Consider the following 14,493-nt stretch of genomic DNA (forward strand, 5'->3'; position numbering starts at 1 on the left):
TATGATTACATCGGATGACGTCGGTAAAAGCAGCAGGTCACGACGAAGCGGGTCTTCCGCTGGTCAGCTCAGGTTCGCGCAGCCGGCCGCCGAACCACCGAGAGACGCCGCGGCAACTTTAGCGGCCTTGCAGCGGTCCGCCTGCTGACCCGCGGATTTGATTGTATCACGTCAGGCCCTCGGCCTGGTCGGCGGCGCGCGCGGCGGGGTCGCGCAGTGTTGGGTCGCCCCAGCCGCCGCCGCCGCCGGAGCGGACGTGGATCACGCTGCCTCCAGGCACCGGGACTTTGATCTGCTTGCTTTTCAGCTTTTGCGGCGCGGCGTCGGGCGCCAGCAGGGTGTAGTCGTGCGGGGCGCCGTCATGGCCGCCGCCGATGCCGCGGGCGCCGTGGACCACGCCCTCGCCGGCGGTATTGGCGTGGGTGATGCCCTTGGCCTCGACGCGCAGGCGCATGTCGCCGCCGGTGCCCCCTCGAAAGCGGCCGTCGCCGGCCGATCCGGGGCGGTATTCGTGGGTTTCGAACAGCAGCGGAAAGCGGGTTTCGGCGACCTCGATGCTGCCGAACTTGATGCCGCCGGCGGAGTGCCACTCGCCGATGGTGGAATAGCCGTCCCCAGCCGCCGATCCGCCGCCGCCAGGCCGAGCCTGGAACATGTGCCAGATGAAGCGCCGGCCGGTGCGCGGGTCGGTGCCGTTCAGCGCGATGCGCAGCCGCCGGCCCCAGCCGCCCATGGCTCTGTCTGGGCAAGCCTGCGCCAGGGCGACGATGATCGCCTCGATGATCTCGTTGGAGCAGTGGCTGGTGCACATGGTGACCGGGGCGCCTTCGTTGGCCCAGACGATGGTGCCTTGTTTCAGTATGACGCTGAGCGGGCGGAACGCGCCGGCGTTCTTGGCGATGTCGGGATCGAGCAGGAAGGCGAACGCCATCGCCACGGCGGACTGGGTGTTGGCGTGGGAGGAGTTGACGAAGCCGGTGACCTGCGGATCGGACGCGGTCAGGTCGACGACCACATCGCTGCCGGATTTGCGGACCCGGGCGCGGATGACGATGTCGGTGGCGTCGAAGCCGTCATCGTCCAGCACCGCTTCACCGAGATATTCGCCGTCTTGCCATTGCGCGACGATCTGGCGGGCATGGTGTTCGGCGGCGTCGAGCATGGCATCCACCGAATCGTGCAGGATGTCGGCGCCGAATTCCCCGATCACCTCGGCCAGGCGCCGGGCGCCAAGGCGGCCGGCGCCGATCTGGGCGGCGAGGTCGCCGCGGAAGTCGCGCGGGTGGCGGACGTTGAGCGCCAGCATCTCCAGCAGGTCTTCGCGCAGCACACCGTTTTCGGTGAGCCGCATTGGCGGCAAGCGCAGGCCCTCGTGCCAGATCTCGGTGGCGGCGGGGTTGTAGGCGCCGTGGGTGGCGCCGCCGATGTCGGAGTGATGGGCGCGGACCACCGACCAGAACATCAGCTTGCCGGCGGCGAATATCGGCACGAACACCGTAAGGTCGGGCAGGTGCGAGCCGCCTCGGTAGGGGTCGTTGAGCAGGTAGACGTCGTTCGGGGCAGGGTCGGGGAAGCGCTGCGACACCGCCTTGGCGGCCCAGGGCATGGCGCCGACATGGACCGGGATGTGGTCGGCCTGGGCCACCAGGCGGCACTCAGCGTCGATCAGCGCGATGGAGAAGTCGCGCGACGAGTTCAGGATCTGCGAGTAGGCGGTGCGCAGCATGGCCTCGCCCATCTCCTCGGCGATGGCGGCAAGGCGGTGCTGCAGCACAGCGATGGTGATCGGATCGGTCATGGCGCGATGGTGGCGCATGCTGGGCGGTGGCGCATCCCGGGCGTGCGGGGAAGCCGGTTGTGATGCCGGATTCGTGATCGCGCTTTGCGCGCAAAACGCCCATGATCATGTGTGATGGCCGCGACTTCGTTCGTTTGGCGATCGGTTAAGCGGCGCCCGACGGCGAGCGGCCTGAGAATGAAAATTCGAAGGAGGCGTCGCCATGATCAAGACACCGCCAGGCTGGGGTACGGATGTAGTCAGCCGAGCCTACCAGTCGATGACGAGGGTTGGTCCGGAATGGACCGAGACGGCACCGGGGATGCCCGCGGTGCGGCGGATCCACATCGCCGATCTGCGCTGGGCGCTGGCGCGGGGGCTGGAGGATTTTGGTTCCTCGCGCACCGATCTGATCTTTTTGTGCGTGATCTATCCCCTGCTTGGGCTGCTGCTGGCGCGGGTGGCGTCTGGGTATGGGCTGATGCCGCTGGTGTTTCCACTGGCGTCGGGCTTCGCGCTGATCGGCCCGCTGGCCGCGGTCGGACTGAACGAGATGAGCCGGCGGCGTGAGCAGGGATTGAGCGCCGGGCTGGCGGATGCGTTCAGCGTGTTCCGTTCACCGGCGATCGGCGGCGTGCTGATGCTGGGCGCAGTACTGATCGTGATGTTCCTGTGCTGGCTGGTGGCGTCGAGCGTGATCTACAATCTGACGCTTGGGCCGGAGGTGCCGGCCTCGGTGGGCGGTTTTGTGCATGATGTGGTGTTCACGCGGCCTGGGCGGTTGATGGCGGCGATGGGGATCGGCACCGGCTTCGTGCTGGCGGTGGTGGCGCTGACGATCAGTGTAGTGTCGTTTCCTCTGTTGCTGGACCGCAACGTATCGCTGGAGACGGCGGTGCGCACGTCGATGACGGTGGTCATGCGCAATCCGCTCACGATGGCGGCCTGGGGCGGGATCATCGCCGCCGGCCTGGTGATCGGGTCAATTCCGCTGCTGCTGGGGCTGGTGTTCGTGATGCCGGTGTTGGGACATGCCACATGGCATCTGTATAGACGCGCGGTCGCTCGGTAGCCTAGTTCCTGGCGCCGGCGGGGGCGCCCTACCCGCCGGCGGCCAACAACGCTTGCAGGTCTTGTTCGAGGACGGCGCGTGGCAGGTCGCGGGTGATGAACACCATCCGGCTGGTGCGCGGATCGGCCGCCGGCCAGGCGGGGAGTTCGACCGGCGGATGCATCAGATGCCGAATTGCGTGGACGGCGACCGGGCGGTGGTGAGCTTTCAGGTTCAGGATTGCTTTCAGCCGCAGCAGGTGCTGCCCGCGTGAGGCGATCAGCGTGTCCAGCCAGCTTGTCACGACGGCCCAGTCGAGCGGGTCGTGCAGGGTGACGCAGAAGGCGCTCATCCTGGCGTCATGGCGGTTGGGGTCGTGGTGGGGGTGAGGGTCGGGGGCGAGGTCGAAGGCGGCGGCGGCAACGTTGGCGTCGAACAGGCCGGCGTCTAGGATGAATGCGGCATCGACCCGGCCGTGTGCGGCCTCGGCGATCGGCGCGCCGGGGTTCAGCACCCGCAGTCTGTGGCGCAGTTCGGTGGCATCGGCCAGGTCGGCCTTGCTGATGACGATGCGGTCGGCAATGGCGACCTGGAGGACCGCCTCTTCGTGGCCGTCGAGATGGGTGGTGCCGTTGGCTGCGTCGATGACGGTGACGATGCCGTCCAGCCGATAGGCGGCGGCGGCGACCGGATCGGTCGTCAAGGTGGCCAGGATCGGCGCCGGGTCGGCCAGGCCGGTCGTTTCGATGACGATGCGGCCGATCTCGTCGCGGCGGGCGCGGGGCAGCATCTGGCGCAGCACGCGGGCGAGGTCGCCGCGCAGCGTGCAGCACAGGCAGCCGGCATTCAGCAGCACGATGGTGTCGTCGAGCTTTTCCACCAGCAGGTGGTCGAGGCCGATGTCGCCGAATTCATTCACCATCACGGCGGCGCGGGCCATTTGCGGCTGGCGCAGCAAGTGGTTCAGCAGGGTGGTCTTGCCGGCGCCGAGGAAGCCGGTCAGCACGGTGACCGGCGTGGTCTCAGCCATTTCCGTGGCCGTAGAGCGCAGCGGGGGAGACCGTAGGCGCGGCGATTTCAACCAGGGCGCCATCGCGGGCGGCGCGGAAGAAGCAGTTGCGCCGCCCGGTGTGGCAGGCGACGCCCACCTGGTGCACCAGCAGCAGCACGGTGTCGCCGTCGCAGTCGATGCGCAGTTGCTTCAGGTGCTGGGTCTGGCCCGAGCTTTCGCCCTTGCGCCACAGCCGGCCGCGGCTGCGGCTGAAGTAGCAGACCCGGCCGGTTGCCAGGGTCTCGCGCACCGCGTCGGCGTTCATCCAGGCCAGCATCAGCACTTCACCGCTGTCGTGCTGCTGGGCGATGGCGGGGACCAGGCCGGCGGGATCGAAACGGAGCGCGTCCAGCACGGCGTCGGCGGTGGCTGGTTGGGGAATGGCTTGGGTCATGGGGGTTATCTTGGGGCTGGGTGGGTCCGGCGCCAAGCGTCCTGATTGTGCAGGTGCTGATGGGTGGTTGCGGCGGGGAACGGGGGACATTCATGCTGGCGGGTGCCGGATGCGTCCGGGGAGACTGCGCCGGACATCGACTGTCGCCGCGTCAGCGCGGCTGCGGCGGAGTGAACTGAGCTACATGGGCGATTGCGAGAAGGCGCGTTCTAAGTCATTCTTATATTAAAATGATGGTGGCGATGTCTGGCGTGAGATACAGGCAAACGGAGCGGCTGGCACGGACAAAGCGCGGGCAGCCGAGTCGCGACCTGTCCGGCGATCTGGCCGCGCAGCTACTATCTTGGAATCAGATTTACTGAAACTGTAGCGCGACACCGGCACGGAGTAGGGTCGCATGACGATCGTAATCACAGTGGCCCAGCAGAAAGGCGGCACCGGCAAGACGACCCTGGCGGCAAACCTAGGCGTCGCACTCGTCGCTTCGCGAAAGGTCGCGCTACTGGATATTGACCCCCAGCATACCCTGACCCGCTGGCACGAACTAAGACCGAAAACTGCTCCGAAGCTGACGTTTTCAAACGTTTCGGGCTGGCGGGTAAGCGGTGAGCTGGATCGTCTCAAAGCGAACCACGATTTTGTGGTCATCGATAGCCCGCCGCAGGTTGATACCGATGCCCGCCTGGCGATACGCAGCGCCGACCTCGTGCTCATTCCTATGCAGCCAAGTCCGCCTGATGTTTGGGCGGCCGAGGGTACCTTGAAACTGGTCGCCGCTGAGAAACGCAAAGCCGCAATGGTTCTGAACCGCGTGCCGCCCTCCGGCAAGTTGCGGGAGACGGTGACCACGCTGCTGCAGCGCGGCGGCAAGCCACTACTGACGGCCACGATCGGCAACCGGACAGGTTTCGCCATCGCCTTCGCCAGTGGGCTGGCGGTCAGCGAGACCGCCCCTCGCTCGATCGCGGCAAATGAGCTAGGTGCGCTGCTGAGCGAGTTGCTGGAGATGCTGGAATGACGCTTTTTGCGGGTCTTAAAGTGCTGCATCTTTTGTGTGCAGTGTTTTGGGTGGGTGGACTGTTTTTTGTCCAGGTCGTGCTGCGACCTAATTTTGCAGCGATCGAGCTACCTCAGCGGATGCTCGTGGATACACAGGTGTTCAGAAAATTCTTCCTGATCGTGTGGCACGCCATGCCGGTGATCATTCTCACCGGATTCGCCATGCTCCCCTATGTCGGCGGGATGGCTCATGCGCCCTGGCAGGTCCACGCGATGCTGGCGCTGGGTCTGCTGATGGCTGCTGTCTTTCTGGCCATGTATTTTGGCCCATACCGCACGTTCCGCCGTACCACTGATCGTGCCAGGATGGCTTCCTGCCTGAGTCGCATCCGGACGCTGATCGGGGCCAATTTGATACTGGGCCTGATCGCTGTCGTGGTTGCGGGATTGCTCTAGAAACCCACTGTCAGAGGCCGTCCGACCGGATGCGGTTGCCTCGACGCAGAACGCATGCAGCGCCGGCGTCGTATCCGGCCCGACCATGTCGCGCCGCAGCCCGTCCAGCACCACCACGATGGCACGCCGAATCATTTCGCCCTCGTCTGCAAACTCACGTGCCGAACCATCGCCGTTCGAGCGCCACCCCCTTCTCCTGCCCACCCGAGATCAGGATCGCATCAGGATGCCGGGGATTGACCACCACGTTCGTATCGCGTCCGCCGGTGACCACGGACGGCACCACCAATAAACCCGACCGTCTAGCCTCGTTCCAGCATCGACCGAACGCCTGCGCGATCGAAGTATTGCGGATCGTCCCAACCCGGCAGCAAGGCGGGATCGAACCCACGCCGACCCGCCGCTTCGGCTTGCGGGCGGTACCCTCTGCCGGGCGCATCGGCTACACCCCAACGGCCGCCCTACCTCAGACAATCTCCATCGCGATCTTCGGCGGCGCCTTCAACGTCTGCAGGATAACGCAATACCGCTCCGTGGTCTGGATCATCCGTTCCAGCTTCGCCGCATCCGCGTCGCAGTCCACTTCGAACCGCACGGTGACCTCGCTCAAACCCACCGGCGTCGCACGATCCACGCCCAGCGTGCCCCTGGCATCCCACACCCCCTCGGCAATCACCTTGCCGCTATGGACGGTGACGCCCATCGCCGTCGCCACCGCCCGCAGCGTCACCCCGGCACAGCCCACCAATGCCTCCAGCAACATGTCCGCCGAACAAGCCAACTCCCCCGACCCACCGCCCGCCTTGTGCAGCCCCGCAACCACCGTGCCATGCCAGGCATCGACACTCACCGCGATGTCGTTCGCATCCAGACTGCCCTCCGCCCGCGACACCACCCGACCCGTCTCCGGCCGGTCACGATAAGCTTGCTTCAACGGCGCCTGAATGGCGCGCAGTTCGTCAGCGTTCATGATGGCTCCTTATTGCGCTGGCGGCACGTCCAGCCGGACTACAATGCCGTCAAGCTCGGGTGAGGGCGGCGGGTAACGCCGCATCACCAGCGGATCATGACCCGGAACGATCAACTCCGCCGAAGCGGCATGCGCGCGCAGCGTATCGAACGCCTCCAGCATGTCGCCGACATGCAGCGCCACCGTGAACGGCCGATAGGATTCCATGTTCTCATAGAAATGCGTCACGTCGGACGCCAGCACCACGACCCCGCGCCTCGTATTCACCGTGACGAACTGCAGCCCGGCCGAGTGCCCGCCGGTCGGCACCACGCCGATGCCATCAACAACCTCCGCGGCGCCGTTGTGATACACCACCCGGCCGTCGAAGTTCAGCCGCACCATGCCGCAGACATCGTCCGGCTCGAAGCTCTTCGCCAGTTGCCGATGGCGCATGTAGCGGCCGACCGCGAAGTGCATCTCCGGCTCCTGCAGATGGAACCGAGCCACCGGAAACTTGTCGAAATTACCGACATGGTCATAGTGCATGTGAGTCAGGATGACGTCTTGCACCGTCGCCGGATCCACCCCCAGCAGCGCCAGCGAATCGATCGGACAGCGCTCCAGCCTGCGGCCCCGCTTGCCACCGCTTTCGGCGGTGAAGCCGATATCGATCACCACCGCGCGGTCGGCGTTGCGCGCCACCCACACGAAGTAGTCCATCGGCATCGGCCCGTCATGCGGATCGCCGCCGATGAAGTGCTCGCCCCGACGCGCCTCACGCGTGGCGTAACGCAAGGCGAACAATTCGTATTCCGCCGTCATCGCCTACACCGCCTCCTGGTGCGCGTTGATGTCGGGCATCACCCGCCGGGTGAACAGATCGATCGAGTTCAACGCCTCGTCGCCGGTGATGTCGCCGAACGCGAAGCGGCACAGCAGGTAGTTCAGCCCGGCCTCGTCCACCGTCCGTTGCAGGAAATCGCGCACCTTGTCCGGCGTCCCCGCCACCGCCCGCCCCTGCGCCTCGGCATCCTCGAAACGTTCGGGAAGTATCGCATGCGCCGACGGCATCATGTCGTGCGCGATCCACAGCTTCAGGAAGCTGGCCCGCCACTTGTCATAGCCCCGCCGAGCAATCTCCAATGCCTCCCGCTCGGTCTCGGCCACCACCACATGCCGCCCCACGCCCATCAGCGGCAGGTCGGCCGGATCGTTGCCCAGCGCATCCCATTCGGCTCTGTAACGATCGGTCAGCGCCCGCATCCCCGCCCCCGGCAGGTTGCCGACGATATTGACCTTGTTGGCCGCCGCCCACGGCACCGCCTCGGCTCGGCCCAGCCCATACCACAGCGGCGGATACGGAAGCTGGAACGGCGTCATCTCCATCGGCACGTCACAAAAATTGTAGTACCGGCCTTCGAAATTAAGCACCGGACTGGTCATCCCGCGCAACAGCACATCCAGCGCCTCGGCATACATCGCCGGCGTCTGTTCCGGGTCCAGACCATAATACCGCAGCTCGATCGGAGAGATGCCGCGGCCGACCCCCAGCAGCAGCCGCCCGCCGCTGATCTGATCCAGCATGCAGATCTCTTCCAGCAGCTTGATCGGATGATACAGCGGCAGCAGATACACCAGCGGCCCGAACCGCAGCCGCCTTGTGCGCTGCGCCACCGCCGCCAGCCACACGCCGGGGGCCGGCGCCACGCCCAGCGGCGTGGCATGGTGTTCGGCGACATGATAGCCATGAAACCCGGCGCGATCATACGCCTCGACCAGCTTCAGCCGCTCTTCATAGAATCGGTCCAGCGGCACCTGGCCGCGATCCATGTGGTCGAACACACCCAGCTTCATGACCCCCTCGGTCTTTGTCCCGCCGGCGCGCGCGCCCGAGGCTGACGCTCCGACCCACCGCCACGCACGATCGTCGGCATAACGAGGTTTCTCCCCACAATCGCCGAGTCGTACTCGCCGGTCGGCGGCTTGTCCAGCCGACACGCCAGCCGACACGAGGCATTTGCATTTGCCTCGAACGCGCGATGCCGGAACCCCGGATGCGGAAGGGATATGCAAGGTGTTCGAACCCCAGTTTTCAGCGTAACTCCTATCGGCCTGCATCAGTGTGCATCGGCGGTGGCAAACCGCTTCTCGCGGTCTACGCCGCGTCCGGCGAAGAGCGCCGACAGAAAATCCAAGTGCGATGACCCTGCCAGCCGGCAGGTATGCGCATCCGATCTCAGATCATATCAACCGCAACTGCGCTGAACGTCCTTGAAGCGGACGCGGAGCTTTGACCGCGAGCGCAAACTCATCAAATCAGCGCCAATCCGAGATACCAAAGTGGTAAGGTCACGAATGACAATGCGATTCCTACGCCTACCATCAGGGTCACGACTGGTTGGCTCAACCCATATTGCATCGCAACGATTGCCCCACCGATCATCGGCCCCATCGCCGCTTCGAAGATCGTGACCCGCGGAATTTCGCCGCGCCATGACAGCAAGCCAAAATACAGCAGGGCAAGCAGCATGGGGGCGACAATCAACTTGAAGCCCAGGCCCGTAACGAGCGCGAACCGATATCCCTTCAGTTGATCAAGCCGTAGTTGCAACCCGACCGAAACCAATGCCAATGGGGCAAGCGTATCACCGAGCCGAAGAAATAGCCCATCCAACCATGACGGATACTTTACGGCAGACAGAGCCAATGCCAAGACAAGCGCGATAAATGGCGGGAATGTCACGATCTTCTTGCCCATTACTCGCCACGATGTCACGCCAGTGGAGTAGAACGAGGCCACGGCGATCCCCGCCGTGGCAAGCACCAAATACGAGCCGAGCTGGTCGATCAGAATTCCAGTCGGTAAGTCCTGCTTGCCATAGAAGGTCTCGATCATCGGCAGGCCAACGAATGAAGTGTTGGCCAATCCCGCCGTCATGATCAAAGCACCGACCACGCTATTCGGAAAGATAACCGCGCGCCCCAATAGAGTGAATACCGGCACGCTCAGCCCAAACAGCAGCCAGGGCATCGAGATGGGAAAAAGCAAGTCAGGCGCGAGCGGTAGCCCGTGTATCTGGCGAAGTATCATCGCCGGCAATGCAACGTGTATGATGAAGACGTTGAGCGAAACATGAGCGTCGACCGGCGCCCGGCCGGTAAGGCGCAAGATTAGACCAGCCAACATGCACACTGCGAGAACAGCAATATTGGTCATGAACGTCCCCCCATCGCCAAGCTCACATCCGGGGCGGATGACATGTCCCACCAACCGTGAGCAAAACGTGAAGCTCATGACTAGATTTTTTCGAAGGATATTCCCGCGGTCGGCATCACGCCATGGTGATGCCGGTATCTGCTTAAGCCAATCCTCCTCGTGGCGTGGCGACCGAACGCGCATGGCTAGACATTTCTTGGTCGCGCGATCCCGGCGCTCCCCGCATCGTTCAGGTCGAGGACTTGGTTAAGCGACTCGCGAGGCGCCTGGCGAGAGCCCGTCACAGGCAGTTAGCGGCGGCCTCTCTCCACCTGCCGCTGCGGACCTAGACTTCAGCCGATACCGAAAATCGAACCTCGGAAGGCGCGGTCATCGCCCAATCCGCCGTGTCGAGCGGGCGCGTTATCCGTGGCTTAGCATAGGGTCAACCGGAAACGCCTGCTTCCACGCATCGATCCCGCCCTGAATATGACTGGCCTGCTCCAACCCGGCCTCATGCGCCGCCCGCACCGCCATCGCCGAGCGTTCACCGAACGCACAGTAAAACAACAGCCGCCGCTCGGTCGCCACCGCCAGCTCGTAAAGCATCCCACCCGGCTGGATGTTCTGCTCCAGGTCCGAATAAGCCGCATGCAGCGACCCCGGAATCGAGCCATGCTTCAGCCGCTCGGTTTTCTCCCGCAGATCGATCAGCACAGTCTCCTTGCAACCGACCATCGCCCGCGCCTGAGCCGCGCTGCACGCCCAGCCAAGCCGCGCGATCTCCTCCTGCGCCAGCCCTTGCCGCTGGTTGGCCGGCACCGCCACATCCATCATCTTCGGATTGGACAGCTTCAGCCCGTTCATCAGCGCGGCATATTCATCCACCGACTTCACCTGCAGCCGAGGATTGCAGCGCTTCTCCTCGCCGATCGTGCTGACCGTATCGCCTTTGTAATCATGTGCCGGAAACACCATCGTCTCCTCCGGCAGCCGCAACAGCCGGTCGAAGATCGAATGATACTGCGCCCGCGGACAGCCGTTCTGGAAATCGGTCCGCCCGGTGCCGCGGATCAGCAGCGTATCGCCGGTGAACACCCGGTCCCGCATCTGGAAACTATACGAATCGTCGGTATGGCCCGGCGTATAGATCGCCTCCAACTCCACCCCTTCGATCCGCAACCGATCGCCATCCGCCACCCGCATCGACACCACATCGACGCTGGACTGCTCACCCATCACGGTAATGCACCGCGTGCTGTCACGCAGAGCCCCCAGACCGGTGATGTGATCGGCATGCAGATGCGTATCGACCGCCTTGACCAGCCGCAGGTCCAGTTCCCGGATCAGCGACAAATAGCGGTCCACCTTCTCCAGCACCGGATCGACGATCAACGCCTCCCCACCCCGGCGCGAGGCCAGCAAGTAGGTGTAAGTGCCCGAACCCGCATCGAAAAGCTGACGGAAGATCACTGCAACCTCCGTAATGAAACCAACCCGGTGCCGGCGACAACCGGCAAACCCAGTCAGCCCGCGAGACAAATTCCTCTCGCAACCCTCAACGTAGGAGATAACCATGCCACGGCAAAGCGGTTCCGCGAGATAAACTTCTTGCAATCAACGCCCCTACACCATCGCAACCCCCAATCACGCACCCCACCGCCGCCAAATCTCCGCGCCGCCGCAAGCAGGCCCCGCCGCAACCCGCCGCCGCACCAACGGCGCCCCCACCACGCGCGCCGCCCAGATCCCGTCGATTCAGCTCTCGTTAACCATTCTGGCGGCAACATCGCCGCATGCCCGCGGTCCTCGACGACGCCCCCACCCAACCGCCGATCGCCGCGGCGCCGATCGACCATGACCGCGCGCTCTACGTCCAAGCCCTGCTGGCACTGCGCGACGGCAACGCCGACGACGCCGCCTCGCTGCTGACCCGGGCGCTGCGCCGCCAGCCCCACCACACCGGCATGCGCCGCAACCTGGTGCGCGCCCTGCTGGTCGCCCAGCGCTTCGACCAGGTGGTGATCCACGCCAACGCCGCACTCTCGGCCACACCCGACGACGCCGAACTGCACTTCGCCCGCGCCACCGCGCTCAACGCGCTCGGAGACCACACCCGCGCCTGCGCCGCGTTCACCCGGGCGTTGGCGCTAAAGCCCGACCACGCCGCCTGCTACCTGAACCTGGGCAACGCCTCCGCCGACCTCGACGACCTCACCACGGCCGAGACCCAATACCGAACCGCGATCCGCCTCGACCCGACACTGGCCGAAGCCCACGCCAGCCTAGGCCACATCCTGACCCTGCAGGGCCAACCGGACCACGCGATCGAGGCCTGCCAGACCGCCATCCGCCTGCGTCCCGACTTCGCCCAGGCGCACTGGAACCTGGCGATCGCCGCCCTGCTGGCCGGCGACCTGACCCGCGGCTTCACCGAGTATGAATGGCGCCGACGCCACCCGCGCTATCGAGACCGCCTGCACGACCTTCCCGAACGCCGCTGGGACGGCAAAAACGCCGCCGGAGAGACCATCCTGGTGCGCGCCGAACAAGGCTACGGCGACGTCATCCAGTTCGCCCGCTACCTGCCGCTGATCCGCGACGCCGGCGCCCACCCGGTGCTCGCCTGCGCCCCGTCCCTGATACCCCTGATGCAGTCGATCCCCGGGGTCCAGGCGGTGTCCGCATCGGACCCACTGCCGCCCTACGACGCCTGGATCGACCAGATCAGCCTGCCGCTGCTGTTCGCCACCACCCTGGACACCATCCCAAGCGCCGCCCGCTACCTCCACGCCGACCCGATCCGCACCGCAGCCTGGCAAACCCGCCTGGCCGCCAACCAGGCGGGGTCGGACCACCAGCCGAAAATCGGCCTCGCATTCGCCGGCAATCCCCGCCACCCGGCCGACCGCGCACGCTCGATCCCGCCGCATTTCGCCGCGAAACTGCTCGCCACCCCCGGCCCGAATTTCGTCAACCTCCAGCACGGCCCCAGCGCCGTCACGCTCGGCCTGCCCGACCTCACCCCATGGCTGACCGACTATGCCGAAACCGCCGCGCTGATCGACGCCCTCGACCTCGTCATCACGGCCGACACCTCGGTCGCCCACCTCGCCGGCGCGCTAGGCAAGCCGGTCTGGATCCTGCTGCCGCACGCCCCGGACTGGCGCTGGCTGCAAGCCCGTTCGGACAGCCCCTGGTATCGCTCCGCCCGCCTGTTCCGCCAGCCCAAAGCCGCAGACTGGGCCAGCGTGCTGGACATGGTGCAGCGTGAGCTGCCACGCGATTGTGCCGAACAAACCCGGCTGTCGCGGTCGTCTCGCCACGGCTCCGATGCCGCAAGAGGCTACCCGGATCTGTAGCGTTCCATCACCTGGACCACGACAAGCACAAGAACCGTGCCCTCACGCCACCGTCGTCAGCATCTCCCAAAGCCGATCCGCGCCATAGCCGCAAGCATAAGCCCCCACCCGAGCCGCCCACTCCGGATCCGACCCGAACTCCTCGCGCCAAGACCACAGCCGCCGGGTCGAGAGCTGCAACGCATACTCCTGGGTGAACCCGATCGCGCCGTGCACCTGATGCGCGATCTCGCAGGCCAGCGTCGCCGCCTCCCCCACCCTGGTCTTCGCCACCGCGATCAAGAACGTCTCTCGTTCGGCGTCCGACCCGCCCAGCGCCTCGATCCCCAGATTGGCCGCCGCCACCGCCGCTGCGGTCTGCCCCGCCAGCACCGCAAGGTTCTGCTGCACCGCCTGGAACTTCGAGATCGGCCGCCCGAACTGCACCCGCTCCTGCGCATAACCCACCGCCAGGTCCATCGCCCGCTCCAGCGCCCCCGACATCATCGTCGCCCGAGCCAAGGCTCCACGCCGGTACAGGCCGCCTCGAGACACCCCCTTCCCCAGCGCCCCCACCGCATCCGCCGACAACCGCACGCCGCCGAACGCCAGCGTATCCCTGGCCTCGCCGGCGATATTCTTGCCCGGCGTCAGATCCGCCCCGCCAATACCGTCCAGCACCACCGCCATCTCGCCATCCGGCCCATCCGCGATCAGCACCGTCCTGGCCACCTGCGCCGCATAGGGCAGCCGCGCCGCCCGCCCCGAGAGCCGCCATCCATTGCCGTCGCGCACCACGCTCAGCCGATCCGCACCCCGCACCGGCCCCACCGTCATCGGCCCATCGCGGACCTCCAGCCCGGCGCTGGACGCGACCCAGCCCGCCAGCATCGTCTCCGCCAATGGCAGCGGCACCGAGAACCGCCCCGCCAGCCGCAACACCGCATACAGATCCGACCACACCGCATCCGCCCCACCGGCCGATTCCGGCAGCGCCGCCAGCGGCACCCCAGTCTCCGCCACCACCGACCACAGATCGGCGGCAAAATCACCGCCCTCCGCCCGATCGATCACCGTCTTGGTCGATCTGTCCTCGAACAGCCGTGTCATGCTCTCCAGCAGCATCCTGGTCTCATCGCGAACCGCCATCGCCCCGCCTCCCTTCAGCGCAGTCTCCACCTTAGCGCAGTCCCCTTTCAGCGCAGTCCCCTTTCAGCGCAGTCCCCTTTCAGCGCAGTCCCCTTTCAGCCCAGTCCCTTTCAGCGCGGTCCCCGTT

14 protein-coding genes are annotated in these 14,493 nt (G+C 65.7%); 4 read left to right on the forward strand and 10 right to left on the reverse strand.

Annotation, left to right across the window (positions count from 1 at the left end; translation table 11 throughout):
- Window positions 1-166: 166 nt before the first annotated feature.
- The gene (locus tag ACQY4T_RS21770; RefSeq protein ID WP_428534949.1) at window positions 167-1,798 is read right to left on the reverse strand and encodes a hydantoinase B/oxoprolinase family protein; all 1,632 of its coding nucleotides are present in this window, start codon (window positions 1,796-1,798) and stop codon (window positions 167-169) included.
- A gap of 202 nt (window positions 1,799-2,000) precedes the next feature.
- Between ACQY4T_RS21770 and ACQY4T_RS21775 the strand changes: the two genes are divergently transcribed.
- On the forward strand, window positions 2,001-2,849 hold the full coding sequence (locus ACQY4T_RS21775) for a DUF2189 domain-containing protein (protein WP_428534951.1): 849 nt from the start codon (window positions 2,001-2,003) through the stop codon (window positions 2,847-2,849).
- Between the two features lie 28 nt (window positions 2,850-2,877).
- Here ACQY4T_RS21775 and ACQY4T_RS21780 read toward each other — a convergent pair whose 3' ends face one another.
- Window positions 2,878-3,858, reverse strand: coding sequence for a CobW family GTP-binding protein (locus ACQY4T_RS21780; RefSeq protein WP_428534953.1), 981 nt, complete (start codon window positions 3,856-3,858; stop codon window positions 2,878-2,880).
- Window positions 3,851-4,273 (reverse strand): phosphoribosyl-AMP cyclohydrolase, encoded by a 423-nt coding sequence (hisI, locus tag ACQY4T_RS21785; protein WP_428534955.1) that lies wholly within the window; start codon window positions 4,271-4,273, stop codon window positions 3,851-3,853. Before hisI ends, ACQY4T_RS21780 begins: the two co-directional genes overlap by 8 nt.
- Before the next feature lie 415 nt (window positions 4,274-4,688).
- Here hisI and parA point away from each other — a divergent pair, with 415 nt between their 5' ends.
- Together parA and ACQY4T_RS21795 are read left to right on the forward strand one after the other, a co-directional pair.
- Window positions 4,689-5,291, forward strand: a complete 603-nt coding sequence (gene parA / locus ACQY4T_RS21790; protein ID WP_428534957.1) for a ParA family partition ATPase — start codon at window positions 4,689-4,691, stop codon at window positions 5,289-5,291.
- Entirely contained in the window at window positions 5,288-5,728 is a 441-nt protein-coding gene (locus ACQY4T_RS21795; protein ID WP_428534959.1) for a CopD family protein, read from the forward strand. The genes parA and ACQY4T_RS21795 overlap by 4 nt, the downstream gene beginning before the upstream one ends.
- Before the next feature lie 154 nt (window positions 5,729-5,882).
- Here the strand turns inward: ACQY4T_RS21795 and ACQY4T_RS21800 are convergent, their stop codons facing one another.
- From ACQY4T_RS21800 to ACQY4T_RS21825, 6 genes are all read right to left on the reverse strand, one after another.
- On the reverse strand, window positions 5,883-6,167 hold the full coding sequence (locus ACQY4T_RS21800) for an RES domain-containing protein (protein WP_428534961.1): 285 nt from the start codon (window positions 6,165-6,167) through the stop codon (window positions 5,883-5,885).
- Between the two features lie 27 nt (window positions 6,168-6,194).
- On the reverse strand, window positions 6,195-6,698 hold the full coding sequence (locus ACQY4T_RS21805; RefSeq protein ID WP_428534963.1) for an OsmC family protein: 504 nt from the start codon (window positions 6,696-6,698) through the stop codon (window positions 6,195-6,197).
- 9 nt (window positions 6,699-6,707) lie between these two features.
- Window positions 6,708-7,502 carry an N-acyl homoserine lactonase family protein gene (locus ACQY4T_RS21810; RefSeq protein WP_428534965.1) on the reverse strand — a complete coding sequence of 265 codons (795 nt, stop codon included), beginning with the start codon at window positions 7,500-7,502 and terminating at the stop codon, window positions 6,708-6,710.
- A gap of 3 nt (window positions 7,503-7,505) precedes the next feature.
- Window positions 7,506-8,534 (reverse strand): LLM class flavin-dependent oxidoreductase, encoded by a 1,029-nt coding sequence (locus tag ACQY4T_RS21815; RefSeq protein ID WP_428534967.1) that lies wholly within the window; start codon window positions 8,532-8,534, stop codon window positions 7,506-7,508.
- A 457-nt stretch (window positions 8,535-8,991) separates the two neighbouring features.
- Window positions 8,992-9,897, reverse strand: coding sequence for an AEC family transporter (locus ACQY4T_RS21820; RefSeq protein ID WP_428534969.1), 906 nt, complete (start codon window positions 9,895-9,897; stop codon window positions 8,992-8,994).
- A 402-nt stretch (window positions 9,898-10,299) separates the two neighbouring features.
- Window positions 10,300-11,349, reverse strand: coding sequence for an MBL fold metallo-hydrolase (locus ACQY4T_RS21825; RefSeq protein ID WP_428534971.1), 1,050 nt, complete (start codon window positions 11,347-11,349; stop codon window positions 10,300-10,302).
- 323 nt (window positions 11,350-11,672) lie between these two features.
- Here ACQY4T_RS21825 and ACQY4T_RS21830 point away from each other — a divergent pair, with 323 nt between their 5' ends.
- Window positions 11,673-13,238: a tetratricopeptide repeat protein gene (locus ACQY4T_RS21830; RefSeq protein ID WP_428534973.1), complete on the forward strand. Its 1,566-nt coding sequence runs from the start codon at window positions 11,673-11,675 to the stop codon at window positions 13,236-13,238.
- 42 nt (window positions 13,239-13,280) lie between these two features.
- Here ACQY4T_RS21830 and ACQY4T_RS21835 read toward each other — a convergent pair whose 3' ends face one another.
- Entirely contained in the window at window positions 13,281-14,366 is a 1,086-nt protein-coding gene (locus tag ACQY4T_RS21835; protein WP_428534975.1) for an acyl-CoA dehydrogenase family protein, read from the reverse strand.
- Window positions 14,367-14,493 lie beyond the last annotated feature (127 nt).

Origin of the sequence: Rhodopila sp., assembly GCF_965277825.1 — a bacterium.
In the GTDB taxonomy this organism is placed as follows: Bacteria; Pseudomonadota; Alphaproteobacteria; order Acetobacterales; family Acetobacteraceae; genus Rhodopila.

What these genes read in the sequence shown, in the direction of transcription:
- ACQY4T_RS21775 (WP_428534951.1), top strand. Translation starts at nt 2,001, where the DNA reads ATGATCAAGACACCGCCAGGCTGGGGTACGGATGTAGTCAGCCGAGCC.
- hisI (WP_428534955.1), bottom strand. Translation starts at nt 4,273, where the DNA reads ATGACCCAAGCCATTCCCCAACCAGCCACCGCCGACGCCGTGCTGGAC.
- ACQY4T_RS21835 (WP_428534975.1), bottom strand. Translation starts at nt 14,366, where the DNA reads ATGGCGGTTCGCGATGAGACCAGGATGCTGCTGGAGAGCATGACACGG.
- ACQY4T_RS21820 (WP_428534969.1), bottom strand. Translation starts at nt 9,897, where the DNA reads ATGACCAATATTGCTGTTCTCGCAGTGTGCATGTTGGCTGGTCTAATC.
- ACQY4T_RS21830 (WP_428534973.1), top strand. Translation starts at nt 11,673, where the DNA reads ATGCCCGCGGTCCTCGACGACGCCCCCACCCAACCGCCGATCGCCGCG.
- ACQY4T_RS21770 (WP_428534949.1), bottom strand. Translation starts at nt 1,798, where the DNA reads ATGACCGATCCGATCACCATCGCTGTGCTGCAGCACCGCCTTGCCGCC.
- ACQY4T_RS21795 (WP_428534959.1), top strand. Translation starts at nt 5,288, where the DNA reads ATGACGCTTTTTGCGGGTCTTAAAGTGCTGCATCTTTTGTGTGCAGTG.
- ACQY4T_RS21810 (WP_428534965.1), bottom strand. Translation starts at nt 7,502, where the DNA reads ATGACGGCGGAATACGAATTGTTCGCCTTGCGTTACGCCACGCGTGAG.
- ACQY4T_RS21805 (WP_428534963.1), bottom strand. Translation starts at nt 6,698, where the DNA reads ATGAACGCTGACGAACTGCGCGCCATTCAGGCGCCGTTGAAGCAAGCT.
- ACQY4T_RS21780 (WP_428534953.1), bottom strand. Translation starts at nt 3,858, where the DNA reads ATGGCTGAGACCACGCCGGTCACCGTGCTGACCGGCTTCCTCGGCGCC.
- ACQY4T_RS21815 (WP_428534967.1), bottom strand. Translation starts at nt 8,534, where the DNA reads ATGAAGCTGGGTGTGTTCGACCACATGGATCGCGGCCAGGTGCCGCTG.
- ACQY4T_RS21800 (WP_428534961.1), bottom strand. Translation starts at nt 6,167, where the DNA reads ATGCGCCCGGCAGAGGGTACCGCCCGCAAGCCGAAGCGGCGGGTCGGC.